Genomic DNA, 17,869 nt, shown 5'->3' with positions numbered 1-17,869 from the left:
GTAGAGCTTTTATTTATAGCATTATGATTTTTGGAGAGACCTATGAATGATCAACAAATATTATCAGTAATTAAGGATTATATTCAGAATCGTGGCATTAACCAAGCCTTGATGATTAATGGCGAATGGGGATGTGGTAAAAGTTATTTTGTAAAAAATAGTGTAAAAGAATATTTGCGAAAAAATGGCATTTTAGATAATAAAAACTATATAGTATTCTCCTTATATGGGATTAATAATTTAGTTGACTTTAAAACTTCGTTTTACGACAAAATTTTTATTAATCAATATTTAGGAGAGTCTAATAAAGCACAGAAAACAAAAAATATTTGTGAACGATTATTTAATTCGGTTTCTAGTACAATTGATACGAGTGTTATTGGAGTACCAGTAAAGATAAATTTAGCCGAATTAATACATAAGAGTGATCTTGTACAATTGGAGAAATGTATTTTTGTATTTGATGATATTGAGCGTTGTGAGCTTTCTGCTACTGAGTTATGGGGCTTTATTAATAAGTTGACAGAGAATAGAGGTATTCCTGTAATTACTGTAGCAAATGAGAATAAACTATTAGAGAAAGATATAGAAACTGATAAATATAAAGTTGAGAAAGAGAAGGCTGTTTATTGCACCCTTGAATTTTCTTATAAAATATCTAATATTTTTGATGAGCTAGTAAATAAATATAAGAAAAATGATATTAGAGAATATATATCAAGTAATAAAGAAATTATATTAGAGGAAATTCGTAGACAACAACCTAATAATATTAGGACTCTAAAATTTGTGTTAGCCATTCTAGTTAATTTATTGGAGGCAATTCATAACATGGAGGATAAGTCCTTTCTAGAACATAGCGAATTGTATAATAAATTTTTAAAATATATTGTTTTAAGAGCTGTACAATATAAAGTTAATTCTAAAGTAGAGATTGATTGGAGAAACGATGATTTTGGATTTATTTCTTGGGTAGATGGTCACGATACTCCTGAGAACATAATATGGGGGTTTAAATTTATAGATATTTATATTAATAGTTCATATTTAGATAATCAGTTGTTAAGAAACGCTTATGAAAATGAATTAAAGCTATATGAAGATACTTTTTTGGCATTTAATCATTTAGTAGAGTGGACTCAATATTGTGATGAGCAAGTTTGCGAATGGTTAAATCAATTAAAGGATGAAGTAAAAAATTATAAATATAAAACCTCAATGCTTAGACAAATTTTATGGTGTGTTGCATCGATAAAGCACTATACAACGTTACAATATGATTTTGAAAGCTTTGTTGAGGACATTAAAATAGCATTTTATAGTGATAATGAAATAACCAGAGATATACTGTTACAACAAAATAAAGAAGATAGTGTTTATAAAACATATGAAGATCTTATTAATCCTTTAGTTAAAATTGCTGATGAGAATTATAGGAATCGGTTGGAAAAATTAAATCTATTTAAGTATTTATCTAGCAATCATATGTCAAATATGGAGCTATTAAAATATATACATGTTAATATAAATGAGTATTATAATGCCAAAGAATTCGCTAAATATCTAGGCACAATAGATGAGTTAAAAGGATATTTTATGAGTGCAAGTGAATGTGACATAGACTCTTTTCGAGGCATAATTCGAACAGTGTATTTGCAGATAGTTAATATCGGCCAATTTTTGGAGGCTGATAAACCATATTTAGAAGAAATACTTGTAATAGTTAAAAGCAAGATAGAAAAAGAAAAATATGGAGCGATTATGAAATTCAATTTAGACTGTTTAGTTCATGATTTAAAAAGTGCAATACAGGTCTTAAGTTCTAGTTCTAATAATGTTATATAGATTAAGAAAACGTATCCAATACTTTATAATATGCGGCCAATGAAGGTGAATAATTTATATTGGATGAAGATATGTGGTATGGGGAGAAGATAAATTGAGTGATAATAAAGCTGAAAAAATAATTGATTTAGCTCTTTGTATTTTTGATTTGGCTGCGACTGGTGGCATTCCAATCTTAAGCTCTATTAAAGAAACAGCTAAATGCATAAAAGATATACCGAATGAGATTTTTTTAATAAAATTAGATCGATTTATTAAGGCTGTTACTTCAAATGATGAGAAGGATGTTTTATCTTTCAGAAAATTGTATAAGAAAAAATATTTTAACAATGATGAGGTACGATTAGAACATATAAAATGGCTTTTGATTAAAATTGACTCATTCAATGAAGATAAAAAGGCTGAATGGATGGGGATACTATTTAAATGGTATATCGAAGAAAAATTAGAGTGGAATCAATTTTGTATTTTTGTTAATGCACTTGAATTTTTACTAGTTCAAGATGTAGAAACCTTATTATCTTCTAATTTTGAAGTGTCGGAATATAATACAGATCTAGATTTGACTCAAGCCTATAAACAAGCCAAAAATGGAAAAGTCGAAAAAGAGGATAATGCTACACCTTTAAACTCGATAAAGATTGATAGAGGAATTTATTTGCGATTGCTATCAGTTGGGTTAGCTAGTATTAGTGGAGCGACATTAAGTTTAGTGCAAATGCCTGATATTATAAAGGTACCATTAGATAAAGATTTAGAGTTAATGATAAGGATTTTATCTAATTTTTAGGTTTACATTCAAATATCGATAACAATAGTAACTTATTATCTCTATTGATTATAAAATCAATACGAAAGGTTTTATAATCGCATACCTTTGTATTAAGTATTTTATTATTTTTAGTCCGGATTATAGTTTAGCCAGCATCCTTCATCATTGGTATCAAAGAAGTAAATTTCAGTTTTTTTATTTACTTTTTTTATTCTTTTTCTGATTGTTGCACACTCTGCCTCTAATTCAGTATCATCTTTGGTACCTTTATGTATAGATATATATATTTTTTTGCTTTTGGAAGCGGAGAGTATTTGTTTTAATATATGTTCATCATTTTCACTTAGAGACCAACCATAACATATAATATTGTTAGGTAGATCAGGTAGGATATTATTATAGACATATCTTAAATAGTAATTCCTATGGATACTATTCAGCTTTTCTGTAGATGATCCTTCACAAATAAATAGTGGATAAAGGGGGTGTTGACTTCCCCAAAGACTAAGAATTTTCTGTAAAAGTGAATTAGCTTCATCACAACGGATTTTTTGCTCCTCTCCATTGGAATCTACACAAAGAACAATATTTCCATGGGGATAATAAAGTTTTGTTTTTGCACCATAGCGTGTATTTATAACATTTTCGTTAAAAGTTAGGTTTTGATGATTTCTGCTAGAGTTTCGGAAAGAGTCTATAAAAAGATTTGTATCAGCAAGGAGAATATAATATACTAATAAATCATAATTTAGATTAATAATATAGTCGAATTGATTTAAAAACTCATTAAGCTTTAATATAGCATTAGACTCTGGTTGTGTGATTGATAACTCAGTATATTCAGGATGGACACCTCTAATTGTTTCTATCAATGCTGTTTTTATCTGGTTACTAGATGTAGAGATAACATCATTAATTTGCGGAAGTTGTGCTGTTAAAATTTCAGGAAGCGAAAGTAGATTATTTATTTTTTGTGTTATATCGAGTTGGTTTAAAATAACTTCGAAGTTTGAGGTACCAATTTCGGAGAAGATTTTTGCAATTTCAGGTGATAGGTATCCTAGTTCCTCAGCTTTTAAAAATAGGTTATTATAATTAAAATTATTTGAGAGTGATATACTAGCACCATTTCCTACGATTAGTGCCGCCTCGTCGAAGTCCATACCAGCTGTAAGTTTAGAATATTTGTCTAACATTTTATAAGTCCTTTTATTAATAATATGGTTTATGATTAGTGTTTTAATTACTAAGATTTTACTTTAAAAAGAGCCTTTTCCTATTAACTTGCTGTTATAAGAGAAAGGCTCTTTTTATAATATGAGGATGAGGAACTGTTATATTGCTAATTAAGGCTGCCATTTCGAATATCCAAATCCCATCATAATAATGCTCACCACGAGCATACCGTTACCAAGGGTAATGGTGCTTTCATTAGTGGCTAGACAGGTGATAAAGGATCCGATGCCCATAATAATTGTGCCTAGTATAGCAGATAGTTTATGAATTGCCATGATAATCACCCTTTGCTTTCACTAACAACATTAGGTTTAACAATATACGTAATGACTGCGTACAGTAAAGCACCGATTACAATCCCGTTCAGCGAAGCCAATCCGAATGGTATGAATTTAACACAGACTAATGCGATGGCCCATGTGATCCATGGAACTAGATTCCATTTTTTGAAAGTCGCTTTGTTGTAATCGATATATTTTCCGTGATGAACCAGGTAAAAGTCCGCTAAAATAATACCGCATAGTGGAGGAACAATGATGCCTAGTGTACTTAAGAATACAAAGAGGGAGTCGATTTTATATGGTTGTGTCATTGTTGCTAATGCAGAGATAGCAATGAGCACGGCTAGCATAATATTTCTGTTTAGTTTGAAAGAGTTGGCTAGGTTCAATGATGTGGAATATAGGTTTGCACCATTTGTTGTAAAGATGTTTGTAGTCAACAATAGTAAGCTTGGGAACACGAGGCCAAAGCTTAATAGTACGTTGATTAGGTCCCCATCATTCATAGCAACGCCTGCGATAGCACCGCAGCTAATCATCAACGTATTGCCGCCCAATAGACCGATTGTGCTCGCTGTAATAACATCTTTCTTGCTTTTACCATAACGCATAATATCTGCGATACATGTAGCAGTGGATAGAATCCATGTACCGATAACGATGGTAATGCCTGACAGTAAATCGATAGGTTGCAATGGCACATAGTTAAATAGTTCTTGCCAGCCACCGATTGTTTGAACGGAGCGAGCCGCTGTTCCTAGTGAAAGGAATACGATAGATGGAATCGCAATATAGCCGAATACGGCGAGGGATTTAATACCGAGAACCGCAAAGATACCCATGATAACGGCGCTGAGCATCATAGCAATGATTTCGCCTGTGTAGGAAAGGTTAAAAACTTGAGCAATAAAATGTCCATATAAAGCCGCTTGAATCGTGTACCAACCTAGATTGACGATAGGTACGAAGAGAGAGGCAATTCTAGATCCTTCCTGACCGAAGCTGTATCGAGTCAAAAGGGCAAAGGTAAGACCTGTTTTATAGGCGATTACACTCACTAGCCCTGCGATGATACATAAGAAAATGTTGCCTAGAATCATGGCTAATAGTAATTCGTTGAAAGTCAGCCCGGCAGCTAACCCGCCACCAGCCATCATACTAGTAACAAGAAAAACAAACCCAGTCCAAACGATAGTGAGAGAAAAGCAGGACTTCCTTGCCCCTAACGGGACAGGCTTCCTAGAATACTCATTATCTGTGTTCGTATCAACTGGCTCAACAAACTCTAATTTCTCCTTACTCATACATCTATACTCCTTTACGTAATAAAAAAGCTACCATGATGCGTTTTAAGATTTATATAAGCATGGTAGTAAAGACCTATTATGTAGTGTAAATATAGTGAATTTTTCTAATAAAGGATACATATTTAATTTGTCATAAACGAATGGTATTTGTCTTCATTAAAACATACGTAGAATGAATATTCAATATGTATATTATGCATATTAAGCAATGTTGAGAATGAGACATATTCTATATTTTAATAGTGATATAGATATTCGGTATCTTGTTAAAAGAATAAAGGCAGTACTATTATATTTTATATTAGTACTGCCTTTTGGTTTGTTTCAATTATTGTATTAGTGCTAAAGTATTCTGTTGTCTTGATATTATACAAATATTTTCATGATAACCATGGAAATCAATGCATTTACCACGCTGATCGTCATAAGCATTGGCCAATACTTTTTAGGTACTTCAACTACACCTAGTAATCGGCCCATGTATTGGATTTGGGAGCCCATTAAGAGTAGAGCTGGAGCCAAAATAGTCACTTGTATCATATCAATCGTATTGTTAGAAAGTAAGTTAACTGCAACGCCGATACCAGCAGAGTAGGATAACCAAGCTGTTAACAAGATTGTTACACTTTCACCTGGAAGACCAAATAAAGCCATTGCAGGAGCAAATAGGTTACCTAAAAATGCCATGATGCCTAAGATACGTAATAGCTCGGCAAGTGTGTATGCCATCAATACGTTTGGTAATAAGTTTTGAGTGGCTAGCGTAAAGCCTTTTCGTGCACCACGAATAAATATATCAAATGGATTATTTGTTTCTTTATTGTTGCTCATCTTTGAAATCTCCCTTGAATACTGTATTAAGTGCGATTCGACATACGGCACCACCGAAGAACTTCATAACAAATACTACGATGAGTGGAAGGATAATTGGTACTGTTAAGTACGCAAAAATAGCAGATCCAATGGCTACGTAGTTGTTAATCATGCCCGCACCGCTATACTGCCATGCCGTCATGATTGTTAATTCTTTACGGTTAACTAGATTGTTGTCGTAAAGGTCTTTGGTAATCGCTGCACCTGCATCTGTACTTTGTAAGTCCGTAATCATTGCAAGGCCAGTTAATCCAGGGATACCTAAAATAGGTTTCAATAATGGAGTCATTAATTTATGGGCTGCACGGATTGCACCGTAATGTTCTAAAATCTCAAGTACACCCAATGCCAACATAACTGTTGGTGTTAAGCCCAAGGCAAAGAGGAAGCCTGCGCGAGCGCTGACGCCACCTTCCCCAATAAAGGTGTTTTTTGCAGGGTTAACCATGGTACCAAATTTACCAGAAATAGTTGCAAAGTCTAAAGCAGAGAGCCATTTAAAACCTTCTACATTGTTAAGTAATCCGGAGAAGAATAGGATTGCTACAGCTAATGCAATATAGCAACCGACAGTTACCTTCTTAGTAAATTGAGTATAGTTTTTCTCATTGTTAGGGTCACTCATGATTTTAACCTCCTACATAAAACACATAGAGTTATATGATTTATAATTATATAGTAGAGATAATAAATAGTGCAAGAATATCATTTATAAAAGTTATATATATTATTAAAAGTTTTTATTTAAACTGATTTAAAAGCAGATATTTGTGTAGTATAATTAATGTGTTAGACGCTATTCTATAGAAAGAGGTGTTGGCGATGAGTGAAGTATTAAATTTCTATAATTATTTACATACAATTCCTGAAGAAGGTTTTCAAGAACTCAAGACTTCCGCATTTTTAGCAGAAAAAATGAAAAGTTACGGCTACGATGTAACACGTAATGTGGGCGGAGAAACGGGTATCATCGGTATCTATGATAGCGGTAGACCTGGTCCTGTGGTAGCGCTTCGTGCCGACATGGATGCGCTTGGTCATATTATCGATGGTAAACATGTATCTCGTCATACTTGTGGTCATGATGGACATATGTCAATGTTGTTGGCTGCGGCTCAAATTATTAAAGAAAAGCAATTAGTAAAACGAGGTAAGTTAAAGATTTTATTCCAACCCGCGGAAGAGCTAGGTTCTGGTGCGACTAGTATGATTAGGGGTGGAGCTATTGATGATGTAGAATACATCTTTGGTGCGCATGTACGTCCATTTGAAGAAGCAGAAAATGGGCAGGCTAGCCCTGCGATTCATTATGCATCCTCTTGCCGTATGGTCATTGCTTTTCATGGCAAGCCAGCTCATGGTGCCCGCCCTCATTTAGGGATTAATGCTTTGGATGCAGCGGTTCAAGCGGTTAATGCAGTTAATGCTATCCATTTAAAACCAACTGATAATTATAGTGTTAAGGCGACTCGTTTTCTTTGTGACTCTGGCGTAACGAATGCGATTCCAGCGAAAGCGGTTGTTACATGGGATTTACGTGCACAATATAATAAAACGATGGATGAGCTTTGTGCTAAGTTTTTACCAGCTATTGAAGGGGCAGCTGCTTCTATCGGTGCGACTGTTGAGGTTTTGGATTCTTTCCGTATTCCTGCGGCTGAGTTAAATGATGAGGCAACGGCTCTATTAGCTGACTCTATATCTTCTATTCTTGGTGAAAGCAACTGTATTGATCCAATTTACACACCAGGTGGTGAAGATTTCTTCTTTTACACTGTGGAAAAGCCAAGCTTAAAAGCAGGTTTCTTTGGGCTTGGGTGTAATTTGCGGCCAGGTTTGCATCATCCTGACATGAGTTTTGATACAAGTGCCTTAGAAAATGGTGTTTCTATTTGGATCGATTTAGTAGAACGGCTATTAGGAGAATAAGTGTTTGTTGCTAAGCTTGGAGAAACACATGAGTTTTAATTCTGTTGTAGGGATAATACTTAAAGCTTGGCTATAATGCAATCTTTCTATAAAATTTTAGTTATATTAAAAGAACCATTAACACAATACGGTGGATTGTGTTAATGGTTCTTTTTGTGGTAGTGAAACTACGACTTATGCAACATAGTCATTTTTAAATTTTTCATGAATGTGTTATTGTTATGTTTGTAATGACTTAGATGCACTTTATGTCTTTCAGAGGCATCAAAAGTGATCTAAGGGATTATGTATATTGTTAAATTTATCATTAGTTTTAGTAGAGTATAGAAACGTATTAAACGGTAATAATCTAGTATGTTTCTTTGGATATGAATATGGTTCAATCAATAGAGCGTGGTATAGAGATACTCAAGTTATTAGAGGCAGGCCCGCTGGGTGTGACCGAATTGGCGAATGCGACGGCGTTGCCCAAGGCCACTGTCCATCGGTTGCTCAAGACCTTTGAGGCGCATCATTGGGTTGAGTTCAATAGGGCCAAGAAGTATCATTTGTCTTGGGGCATTTTGCCGATGGCAAAGTCCTTTCTTACATCTTTGGATGTGCGTGCCATTGCACAGCCATACATGGTGGCTATCCGCGATCAGTTGCAGCAGTCCGTGAATTTATTCTTGGCACAGGGCGATTATCGCATCTGTATCGAGCGCGTTGCGGCGGACAAGCCGTTGCGGAACGATATCAAAATCGGCACGGTTTATCCTATCTTTAAAGGGGCGGCTGGCAAGATCTTTGGTGCCTATCTAGCGGACTTCAAGGATACGGATATGAGTGCTGATGAAAGCTCCCAAATTCGTCATGATGGGTATGTGGTGACTCGAGGCAATCGTGTGCCTGATGCGGCGTCCATCGCAGTTCCTATCTTTTCCTTTGGCAATAAGTTAGAGGCGGTGATGACTATTTCTGGTCCTATAGGGGACTACACAGAAGAGCGTGTCAATGAGTATTTATCGGTGATGATCGTATTAGGTCAAACTATTTCCAAACACATGGGGGCGACCTTATAAATTTATTTTTTTTGCTCAGTATATGGAATAACGTTCCATTATGCGGAACAAATATAAGTGCGTTAAAATGTATTAAGTACGGGTACGACTTGTGTTATTAGATACAATTCTCATAAGATTTGTATTTATAGTTGTATGAATTTAGGATTTTTAAGTGTGTATGTTGGAGGTAGAAATGAGTCAGCTTTTACAAGAGATTGAAGCATTAAGAAAGCCCATGAAGGAGTTAAATGATTTCATTTTCGATCATCCTGAGCTCGGAAATGAAGAGTTTAAAGCTCATGAGTTATTGACGAATTTATTAGAGAAGGAAGGGTTCACCGTTGACCGCGAGGTGAGTGGTCTTAAGACTGCGTTTAGAGCGGTATACTATGTAAACGGTGGAGGTCCTAAGATCGGCTTGCTTTGCGAGTACGATGCCCTTGAAGGCTTGGGGCACGCATGTGGTCATAATTTGCAAGGTCCATCTATTTGCACGGCGGCAATCGCTTTGAAACGCACGTTGCAAGTACCTTGCACGTTGGTTGTGTACGGTACGCCTGCAGAGGAAACGGCGAGCGGCAAGCTTGTTATGGCTCGTGAAGGCGTGTTTGACGATTTAGATCTCGCTTTCATGATGCATGGCAGCGATACGACCACGGTAGACGGCAAGTCTTTGGCGCTAAATCTCGTTAATATCAAGTTCCACGGCAAGTCTGCTCACGCGGCGATTGCCCCAGAGAAGGGTATCAGCGCGTTAGATGCGGTGTTGTTGTTCTTTAACGGCATGGAGTACTTGCGCGAGCACGTACCGACTGAGGTTCGCATGCACGGCATTATCACTGACGGTGGCAAAGCCGCGAACATCGTACCTGATTATGCGTGTACCCAATGGTATATTCGTTCCTCTAGTCGCATTCGTCTCGACGAGGTTGTGGCTCGTGTGAAAGACGTGGCGCAAGGTGCGGCTTTACAGGTGGGCGCTACGATGGAATGGGAAGAGGTTAAGGCGTACGACAACAAAGTCAATGTACAAACCTTGAACGATATACTTTTAAAAAATGCAGAAAAAGTAGGGGCCCCAGAGATTTCCGAGCCTCGTAAGGTGACAGGATCCACCGATTTCTCTAGTGTTACGTTCCGCGTGCCAGGTGCATGCTTGCGTGTGAAATTCGTAGGTAAGGGTGTGACGAGTCATTCTCAAGAATGGTTAGATAATGGTAAAAGCCAACTCGCAGAGGATGCTATCATGTATGGCGCGAAGGGCATAGCTTTATCCGTGGAGGAAATCCTTGAAACACCGGGCTTGCTAGAAAAAATCCAAGAGGATTTCAAACAAGCAAAGGAAAACTTTTAAGTATTGTGTTGTGAATGGAGGGAACATGTATGAATTTATTAGTTTGTTTATTGGTTATAGCCATAACGGGAACACTGGTTATCAAGAAGTTTAAAGCGCAAACCGTATTATTATTGGGCGGTCTGATTATGATGTTCGCGGCGTACTTATTAGGCTATACAACATCTTTCGTAGAAGCGAAGAAATCCACAGGGGTTCTTTTCTTTGATGCTTTTGAATATATTAACATTACGACTGCAAAAGATGCGGCAAATCTTGGTCTCATGATCATGACTTGTACTGGTTTTGCGAAGTACATGGATCATATTGGTGCCAGCTCTCGCCTTGTTGTAACGGCTATTAAACCTCTTGGTAAAATGAAATCTGCGTACCTCGTAATGGCGCTTACATTTATTCTAAATATGTTCATGTCCCTTGTAATTCCAAGTGCTTCTGGTCTTGCAATGCTCATGATGGTGACAATCTTCCCAATTCTTGTGCGTTTAGGCGTTAGTCCAGTAGGTGCTGCCGCAGCCGTTGCTACAGGTCACTTGCTCGATATTGGCCCTGCCTCTGCTACTACATTGCTCGTATCCAAAACAGTAAACATGCCTGTTCATGAGTACTTTGTAGATTATCAGTTGAAAGTATATATTATCTGTGGTTTAATGGCTGCTATTGCTCATTTCGTATGGCAAAAATACTTGGATAAAAAGTCTGGCCATGTTCCTACGGAATATGTGGAGGCTCATAAATCTGATGACCTCGAAGTTGGTCCATTACCGTATATATTCTTACCATTGTTGCCATTAATCTTTATCCTTGGCTTCAGTGAATATGGTATTCAAGGTGTTAAGATGAATGTAAACCTTGCGATGTTCCTTAGTTTGTTTATCGCTATGGGCTGTGAACTTATCCGTCATCGTGACTTCCGTAAAATGGCGGCTAGCATCCAAACCTTCTTCAAAGGTATGGGCGACCAATTTGCTAACACTGTAACATTGATCGTTGCAGGTGAAACGTTTGCTTTCGGCTTAACTTCTTTGGGTATCGTAAAAGAATTCGTTGTTGCTATCCAAGACCTTGCTATTTCTGCTGATGTAGTAGGTGTTATTGTATCTACAGTTATTACAGGTTTAAGTATCGTAATGGGATCTGGCGTTGCATCTATGTTTGCATTTGCTCCATTGGTTCCAAATTTTGCAGCTGACCTAGGTGGTAATGCGACAACAATCCTTCTCGGTATGCAAAATGCAGCGAGCGTAGGCCGCCTACTCAGCCCAATTAGTGCTGTTATGATCGCTGTAGCTGGTATTGCAAATATCTCTAGTTTCGATCTTGTAAAACGTACAAGCGTACCTGTAATCGTTACCTTCATTACAAGTACAATTGCTATTTGGATTATTCACTAATTTGAAGTTGGTAATTTATAAATAAATAAGAAAATAGATAAAGGCTCTATCTTATTTTGAACCGCACCCCAAAAATTGTGTTCAATTTTGGGGTGCAGTTCATTGGTTTAATTCGCTAGAAGTTTTTCTTATATTTATCTATATATCCCTATTATTCGTTCCTTATTGTATCGTATATTAGTTCGTTCTATAATAGAGCTAGGATAGTTAGATGAGGTTGGGCCTCTCTTCGTTTTTGAAGGGAGGGATAAGCCTATGAGTGATTATGAATTAATCATGCTCTTATTACAGGTAATAACGGTTGTTATTGCCTTTGAGGCATTAATAGCGCTTATTTGTCTCACAAAAGACAAATAGCCCTCCGTTGCCTAGTGTAACTAGATAACTGAAAGGCCATTTCCTAATCTTTTTTCAATTTCGAGATGCGCCTGACGTTACGACTCGTCTGACTATCTTCTTATATTATAGTAAGGTTATTATATATCGTCAAATTATGATGAACACGTGTATGGTATACAGTTTGATGATGGTATTGTAAAATGAGAAAACTCCTATTGGCTTTCACCGATAGGAGTTTTTGGTTTTATAATTGTAATTTTATAGCACTTTTAAGTCTATTATTAAGTTACAGATTATAATAAATTGATTATATTTCTTTTACATCATCAGGAATTGCTGGTGGAGCCGGTGGTTTACCCATGGATCTTTCAATAAATACCACAGCGACAAAAACGATGAGGCTGACGATGGAACCGAAGATGATAGACATGATGCCATATGGGTTGCCAACGAATTCCCAGTACACGCCTGCGATGGAGCCGAGCACGATGGACCAAATGCCAGCGCCAGCTGTTGCATTTTTCCAAGTAAGGCCAAGTAGGAATGCGGCGAATGGGCCAGCGGATCTCATTGTGAAAGCAAATACGAGCATCGGAATGATGGCTTTGCTTACGAGGGAGATTATGATAGCGATGATACCGAGGAATAGCACACATAGACGGCTATATCTAGTGAGCTGATCATCGGTGAGGCTTTTACCAAAATGATGTTCCACAATATCCTTGGTAAATACAGTTGCGGCGCCTAATAGGTCGCCTGCGCCTGATGAAAGTGTGGCCGATACGACAGCGGCCATAACGAAGCCCGCCATTACTGGAGGCATGAGGTTAAGTGCTACCGTTGCCACTGCATTGTTGGCTTCAATTCCGGGGAATTCAGCTAATGCTACAAGGCCTAATACGGCAGGAACAAAGGCGAATAGAGCCATAATAATCCCGCAAATGATAGAACCGAGAACGGCCGTTCTTTCATTTTTCGCTGCAAAGTACCGTTGAACTGACTCTTGCCCTGTGGAGAATGTCATGAAGTACATGATGACAAGGCCGATGATGGTTTTCCAACCCACCTTTGTAAAGCCTAGCTGTTCAGGTGGCAATTTTGTCACTACCGATTCCCAGCCACCTACATTGTGCAACACAAACGGCACCGCGAGGGAGAAGCCCCCAACGAGAACGAAGAAATGGATAACGTCTGTCATCGTTACGCTCCACATACCGCCGGACATGGTGTAAATTACGAGTACCGCACCGCAGATGAGGATGGCGAGCTCTGTTGAAAGTCCGGTGAGAACGCTAATAATGGTTGCAGTTGCTGTAATCTGTACGCCTGCTAGTGTAATTGTTGCCAGCATGGACAGAATGGAAGTAATGAGATGACTGGACGCGCCGAAGCGACGGCCGATGATCTCCGGTACAGTTGTTGCCATGGCACGCCGTAAAAGCGGTGCGATGAAAGCAACGAGAATAACACCAATCCCTGCAGATACGACGTACCAACCTGCAGATAAGCCCCACGAACCATACGCTTTCGCTGCTACACCTACGGTGCTCCCACCACCGATTTCTGTAGCCGCTAATGTGCCTGCCGTCATAAGAACCCCAATACGACGACCTGCGAGTAGATAGTCAGTACTATCTTTTACACGAATATGACAATACACGCCGACTAATAAATTCAGTAATAAATAGGCGCAAACAATAACCCAAATAATAGTCAGAGAATCCATATGACACCTCCAAAAATTTACACTATCTAGAGATTCATACTAAATCACCCTTACTACTTGCGGTGCATATATCAAGTATAGTTTAATTATCCATAAAAACTGGGGAAAATACAAAGAGGAGTTTCTTGGAACGTTGGAGAATGTATATATATTAGGAACTAAAATATAAAATTATTAATCATAGGCACAGCCTTGTTTGCATAGTATACTTATGTTAATAAGACTGTGCTTATTTTATTGAGAGACAAGATTCATTTTTTGAGAGAGGTTTTTATGATTCAACGTATTTTGATGCTAGCTCTTGTGTTGCTGGCTTTCACCATGCCTACAGAGGCAATTACTTATCAGGAATTGAAAACGTCGCCACAGTTTAAGCTTGTTTATTCTCAGTCGATTAATGGGCCCATAGAGAGTGGTGGCTTGTATATCTATTTAAACACTTATTCGATTGAGGCCCTACGCTATGCACCGCCACAGTATTCCTTGCGCGGGACTTACTATATTGTGATGGATACGTCTTATCAATCTATCATCAATGAGAGACAGCTCACCGTGGATTATGATACTAACTATTCGTTAGCGACACTTATTCATTCGTCTCGTATCATGAATCCGAGCCCGTCTATGCTGGCTTTGATTGAGGCTAGTGAAAGTAAGTCTGGTTTAGCTATGACAGGGGTAGATGTAGCGAGATATACATTTGATGGGGCGACAAAGCCAATGCATTATGTAAACGATACGCGTAAGGTCCCACTTAACCGTAATAATACTATTATATATGATATAGCGGATGCTATGTTTGTATCTGTATATCAGCAGCATTTTGATGATATTGTGGCCCAATGAGGTGGATGATGAAACGCATATATTTACTTTCACTATGGTTACTAAGCTGCCTCGTGTTGCCAATGCAAATCCAAGCCGTATCACAAGCTGACTTATTAAACGCAGAACGATTTGAACACATCGATTCGAGTGCTGACTCTGGAAGAGGAGATGGAAAATATTTGGATCTTTCATCTGTTAAGTCTGTAACGGCGCCGAATGGCCATCGTCGTATTGAAGCCGTCATTTATGTTTCCATGCCTGCTGCGAATATGATTCAAGGACTTTCAGTACAATACGATTACCAAATGGATCGTTCTTTGCGCCATTTGATTAATGATCATGATAGAAGTTTAAAACAAGGTGATAAGACCCCATATATCTCTATTTGGCGTGCAAAGCAAGGAAGTTCAGGAATTACAGGGACCGTTAATGATGGCGGTACCTATTACAATAATGGACAAATTCGCCAACAACGTATATATGCAGAAAATCTAAAAGCTATGATTCTACCTGCTGAATTTGGTGATGAAAAATATAAATTGCCTAATTTGATCTATAAAAAGATCTTTGGACTATCTTATGATGATGAGTTGTAATATTTATGTATGGCACTAGAGTGGTTAAAACAGTGAATAAACATAGATTAAAGATAAAACTTGTTTTTGGACTCCTAATAAAGCTTGTGCTTTTACTTATTTGGGGAATCTCTATTTGGGCTTTCTATACATTGCTCTATGATCGATATGTATTAGAAGCATATCCATTAAGGGATTATTTGCCAGTATTGATATTTACCTTCGGGAATATTTGGGTTTTACCGTGGCTTATTTTGTGGCATGAGAAACTATATCCAGCGTTTGATAAACCAAAAATTTATTATAGAGTGAAAGCTTGGTACTTTTCTTTGAAAGACCAATCTTTAGTGGGGACATTTATCTTTTATAGTATAGATTTTGTTATAAAGCTAGGGATATTAATGTATGGCACTATTATTGTTTTAGCTATTGTTATTTTTGTGTTTCTTACCTGGCTCCGATTCTGATTATTATTGGACTGATATTTCATTAGCTTTTGAAAGCTCCTAAATACGCATATTAGATTTCTGATATATTTTTAACTTATTTACATAATGTAAAAGCCAAGCTATTCATAGTTAGGAATAACTTGGCTTTTATTAGTTTATTCGTATATTTATATAATATAATGCTTATTGTATCGCATATTAGTTCGTTCTATAATAGACTTAGGATAGTTAGGCGAGGTTGGGCCTCTCTTCGTTTTTGAAGGGAGGGTTGCTTATGAGTGGTTATAAAATCATTATGATTATCCTTGGGATTTTATCAGTCATGATATCCTTTGGAGCACTTGTGGCGCTTATTTGTCTAGAAATAGCAAAATAGCCCTTCGTTTCTTCGGAAATTAGATAAAACGAAAAGGCCATTTCTACATGTTATTTGTTTGTGAGATGAGCCTGACGTCACTACTCGTCTGACTATCTACTTATATTATAGGGATAAAGGGATATATCGTCAAATGGAGATAAACCTTATATATACCAATTATAGATATATCATACATATACTAAATTATAAAATTATTAATAATAGGCACAGCCTTGTTTACATAGTATACTTATGCTAATAAGGTTGTGCTTATTTATGTTGTAATGTGAGAGAAAAAAGAGAGGGTTTTATGTTACGTAAAAGTTTGATTATCATGGCTGTACTAGCTGCTTTCACCATGAATGTAAGCGCTGTACAGATAGAAGTGCCAGCAGGACAGCCACCTATACCAGGGGCAGATGCGAATATCCCTGCCAATGCCTATGAAAACTATCGGGCCGGTAGCTTGAGCAATGTAGGAGCTAGTGATGTTATAAAATTACATTCTGAATCTAAAAAACGCATGGACATGTATGTAACTGACTGGGGACTAACACGAGATGAAGTCAATCAGATAGCAAGCGATTCGGAGAAGTTGATGGACTTACTTGTTAATGAGTCTGCAGTTGTGTTGTTGCATGATGAGCGTAATAACATTCGGGCATCTGTTCCTGGACTACTATTAGCAAGTAAGTATTACCCAAAACGCAGTGATGGTGAACGTTTATCTATTGTAAGAGAGAATTCCATATTTTTTGCGATTGGTACAAAACAGAATTATGATGATGCATTAGGCAAATTAAAATCAGAGCGAAAAGGGGAGTTTACATATCCGGGTATCACACATGGTAAATGGGCTATTGAAACTGAGTCTTTCGGTGAGAATACGCCTGCTATGGTTGCTGTAGTTGGTTTATTTAATCAACCGAATCAAGAATATATGGTAGGTCTTAGCTACAAAAATCAGCCTGTTACCGGCAAGCTCGAGCACGTTATGAGTAATTATGTAATTCCGTCGATTCGATCGTTAGATGACATGGATCATTATAGTGAAAGTATTCAATGGGATAATTTCACATATCGTATTCCTAAAGGGCTCAAACTAATAGCACAGAAATCGTTAAAGGACTCTGCCGAAATGAGAGACTATCGTGGATCAGGTATCCGACTTATTGTAGCTAAGAAACCTGTAAAAGTAGATGATAAATATATCTATTCATTTATTGACGAGATTTCGGAAATAAAGCCAGAAAGTCAAATCATAGGTGATGCACCTATTCAATCAGCATCTGTTTGGAATAATGGCGTTCCTAGTCTTTTAGTAGATAACTATCAACCAGGAAAAACGTCTTTAATGCATCGATTCTTACGTGATGACAAGAATGTATATATAATGAGCTTAGTTTATATTGATGGGGCTACGCCATATTCTCATATTCAGCTGCGTAATACGGTAGAATATTCTGATTTTGCAAATGTTGAGACACTGCGGAATAAAGTAATCCGTATGCAAAGTAAAGATAAAATGTAATTCAGTTGTTTATAAGATCGTTCAGGAGAGAG

16 protein-coding genes are annotated in these 17,869 nt (G+C 37.2%); 10 read left to right on the top strand and 6 right to left on the bottom strand.

Annotated features, from left to right (window positions below; genetic code table 11):
- The first annotated feature begins 42 nt into the window (after positions 1-42).
- Positions 43-1,845: a P-loop NTPase fold protein gene (locus tag PK1910_RS07710; protein WP_058948324.1), complete on the top strand. Its 1,803-nt coding sequence runs from the start codon at positions 43-45 to the stop codon at positions 1,843-1,845.
- A gap of 94 nt (positions 1,846-1,939) precedes the next feature.
- Positions 1,940-2,635, top strand: coding sequence for a hypothetical protein (locus PK1910_RS07705; RefSeq protein WP_058948323.1), 696 nt, complete (start codon positions 1,940-1,942; stop codon positions 2,633-2,635).
- 110 nt (positions 2,636-2,745) lie between these two features.
- Here the strand turns inward: PK1910_RS07705 and PK1910_RS07700 are convergent, their stop codons facing one another.
- The 5 genes from PK1910_RS07700 to PK1910_RS07680 form a co-directional block, all read right to left on the bottom strand.
- On the bottom strand, positions 2,746-3,813 hold the full coding sequence (locus tag PK1910_RS07700; protein ID WP_058948322.1) for a DUF4917 family protein: 1,068 nt from the start codon (positions 3,811-3,813) through the stop codon (positions 2,746-2,748).
- Between the two features lie 150 nt (positions 3,814-3,963).
- A complete protein-coding gene (locus tag PK1910_RS07695) occupies positions 3,964-4,128 on the bottom strand; it encodes a hypothetical protein (protein ID WP_174892422.1) in 165 nt (54 codons plus the stop codon).
- 5 nt (positions 4,129-4,133) lie between these two features.
- Positions 4,134-5,438, bottom strand: a complete 1,305-nt coding sequence (locus tag PK1910_RS07690) for a cytosine permease (RefSeq protein ID WP_058948321.1) — start codon at positions 5,436-5,438, stop codon at positions 4,134-4,136.
- A gap of 369 nt (positions 5,439-5,807) precedes the next feature.
- Positions 5,808-6,272: a YjiG family protein gene (locus tag PK1910_RS07685; RefSeq protein WP_058948320.1), complete on the bottom strand. Its 465-nt coding sequence runs from the start codon at positions 6,270-6,272 to the stop codon at positions 5,808-5,810.
- The gene (locus PK1910_RS07680; RefSeq protein ID WP_058948319.1) at positions 6,259-6,939 is read right to left on the bottom strand and encodes a nucleoside recognition domain-containing protein; all 681 of its coding nucleotides are present in this window, start codon (positions 6,937-6,939) and stop codon (positions 6,259-6,261) included. The genes PK1910_RS07685 and PK1910_RS07680 overlap by 14 nt, the downstream gene beginning before the upstream one ends.
- 197 nt (positions 6,940-7,136) lie before the next feature.
- On the opposite strand from PK1910_RS07680, the gene PK1910_RS07675 reads away from it, so the two are divergent.
- From PK1910_RS07675 to dcuC, 4 genes are all read left to right on the top strand, one after another.
- Complete coding sequence (locus PK1910_RS07675) at positions 7,137-8,243, top strand: amidohydrolase (protein WP_058948318.1); 1,107 nt, start codon at positions 7,137-7,139, stop codon at positions 8,241-8,243.
- Between the two features lie 368 nt (positions 8,244-8,611).
- A complete protein-coding gene (locus PK1910_RS07670; protein ID WP_058948317.1) occupies positions 8,612-9,304 on the top strand; it encodes an IclR family transcriptional regulator in 693 nt (230 codons plus the stop codon).
- 175 nt (positions 9,305-9,479) lie between these two features.
- Positions 9,480-10,640, top strand: coding sequence for a M20 family metallopeptidase (locus PK1910_RS07665; protein WP_243632531.1), 1,161 nt, complete (start codon positions 9,480-9,482; stop codon positions 10,638-10,640).
- Between the two features lie 29 nt (positions 10,641-10,669).
- Positions 10,670-12,031, top strand: coding sequence for a C4-dicarboxylate transporter DcuC (gene dcuC / locus PK1910_RS07660; RefSeq protein WP_058948315.1), 1,362 nt, complete (start codon positions 10,670-10,672; stop codon positions 12,029-12,031).
- 646 nt (positions 12,032-12,677) lie between these two features.
- On the opposite strand, the gene PK1910_RS07655 is transcribed toward dcuC, so the two are convergent.
- Positions 12,678-14,096 carry a sodium:solute symporter family protein gene (locus tag PK1910_RS07655; protein WP_058948314.1) on the bottom strand — a complete coding sequence of 473 codons (1,419 nt, stop codon included), beginning with the start codon at positions 14,094-14,096 and terminating at the stop codon, positions 12,678-12,680.
- A gap of 273 nt (positions 14,097-14,369) precedes the next feature.
- On the opposite strand from PK1910_RS07655, the gene PK1910_RS07650 reads away from it, so the two are divergent.
- The 4 genes from PK1910_RS07650 to PK1910_RS07635 all read left to right on the top strand — a co-directional run bounded on the left by PK1910_RS07650 (position 14,370) and on the right by PK1910_RS07635 (position 17,837).
- Positions 14,370-14,942 carry a hypothetical protein gene (locus tag PK1910_RS07650; RefSeq protein WP_004698313.1) on the top strand — a complete coding sequence of 191 codons (573 nt, stop codon included), beginning with the start codon at positions 14,370-14,372 and terminating at the stop codon, positions 14,940-14,942.
- An 8-nt stretch (positions 14,943-14,950) separates the two neighbouring features.
- Positions 14,951-15,520, top strand: a complete 570-nt coding sequence (locus PK1910_RS07645) for a hypothetical protein (RefSeq protein WP_004698206.1) — start codon at positions 14,951-14,953, stop codon at positions 15,518-15,520.
- Between the two features lie 5 nt (positions 15,521-15,525).
- Complete coding sequence (locus PK1910_RS07640) at positions 15,526-15,966, top strand: hypothetical protein (RefSeq protein ID WP_004694479.1); 441 nt, start codon at positions 15,526-15,528, stop codon at positions 15,964-15,966.
- A gap of 650 nt (positions 15,967-16,616) precedes the next feature.
- Positions 16,617-17,837, top strand: a complete 1,221-nt coding sequence (locus PK1910_RS07635) for a hypothetical protein (protein ID WP_038125637.1) — start codon at positions 16,617-16,619, stop codon at positions 17,835-17,837.
- Positions 17,838-17,869 lie beyond the last annotated feature (32 nt).

It is taken from the genome of Veillonella parvula, from assembly GCF_036456085.1.
GTDB classification, from domain to species: domain Bacteria; phylum Bacillota; class Negativicutes; order Veillonellales; family Veillonellaceae; genus Veillonella; species Veillonella parvula_E.
This window is presented reverse-complemented; position numbering and strand designations above follow the sequence as displayed.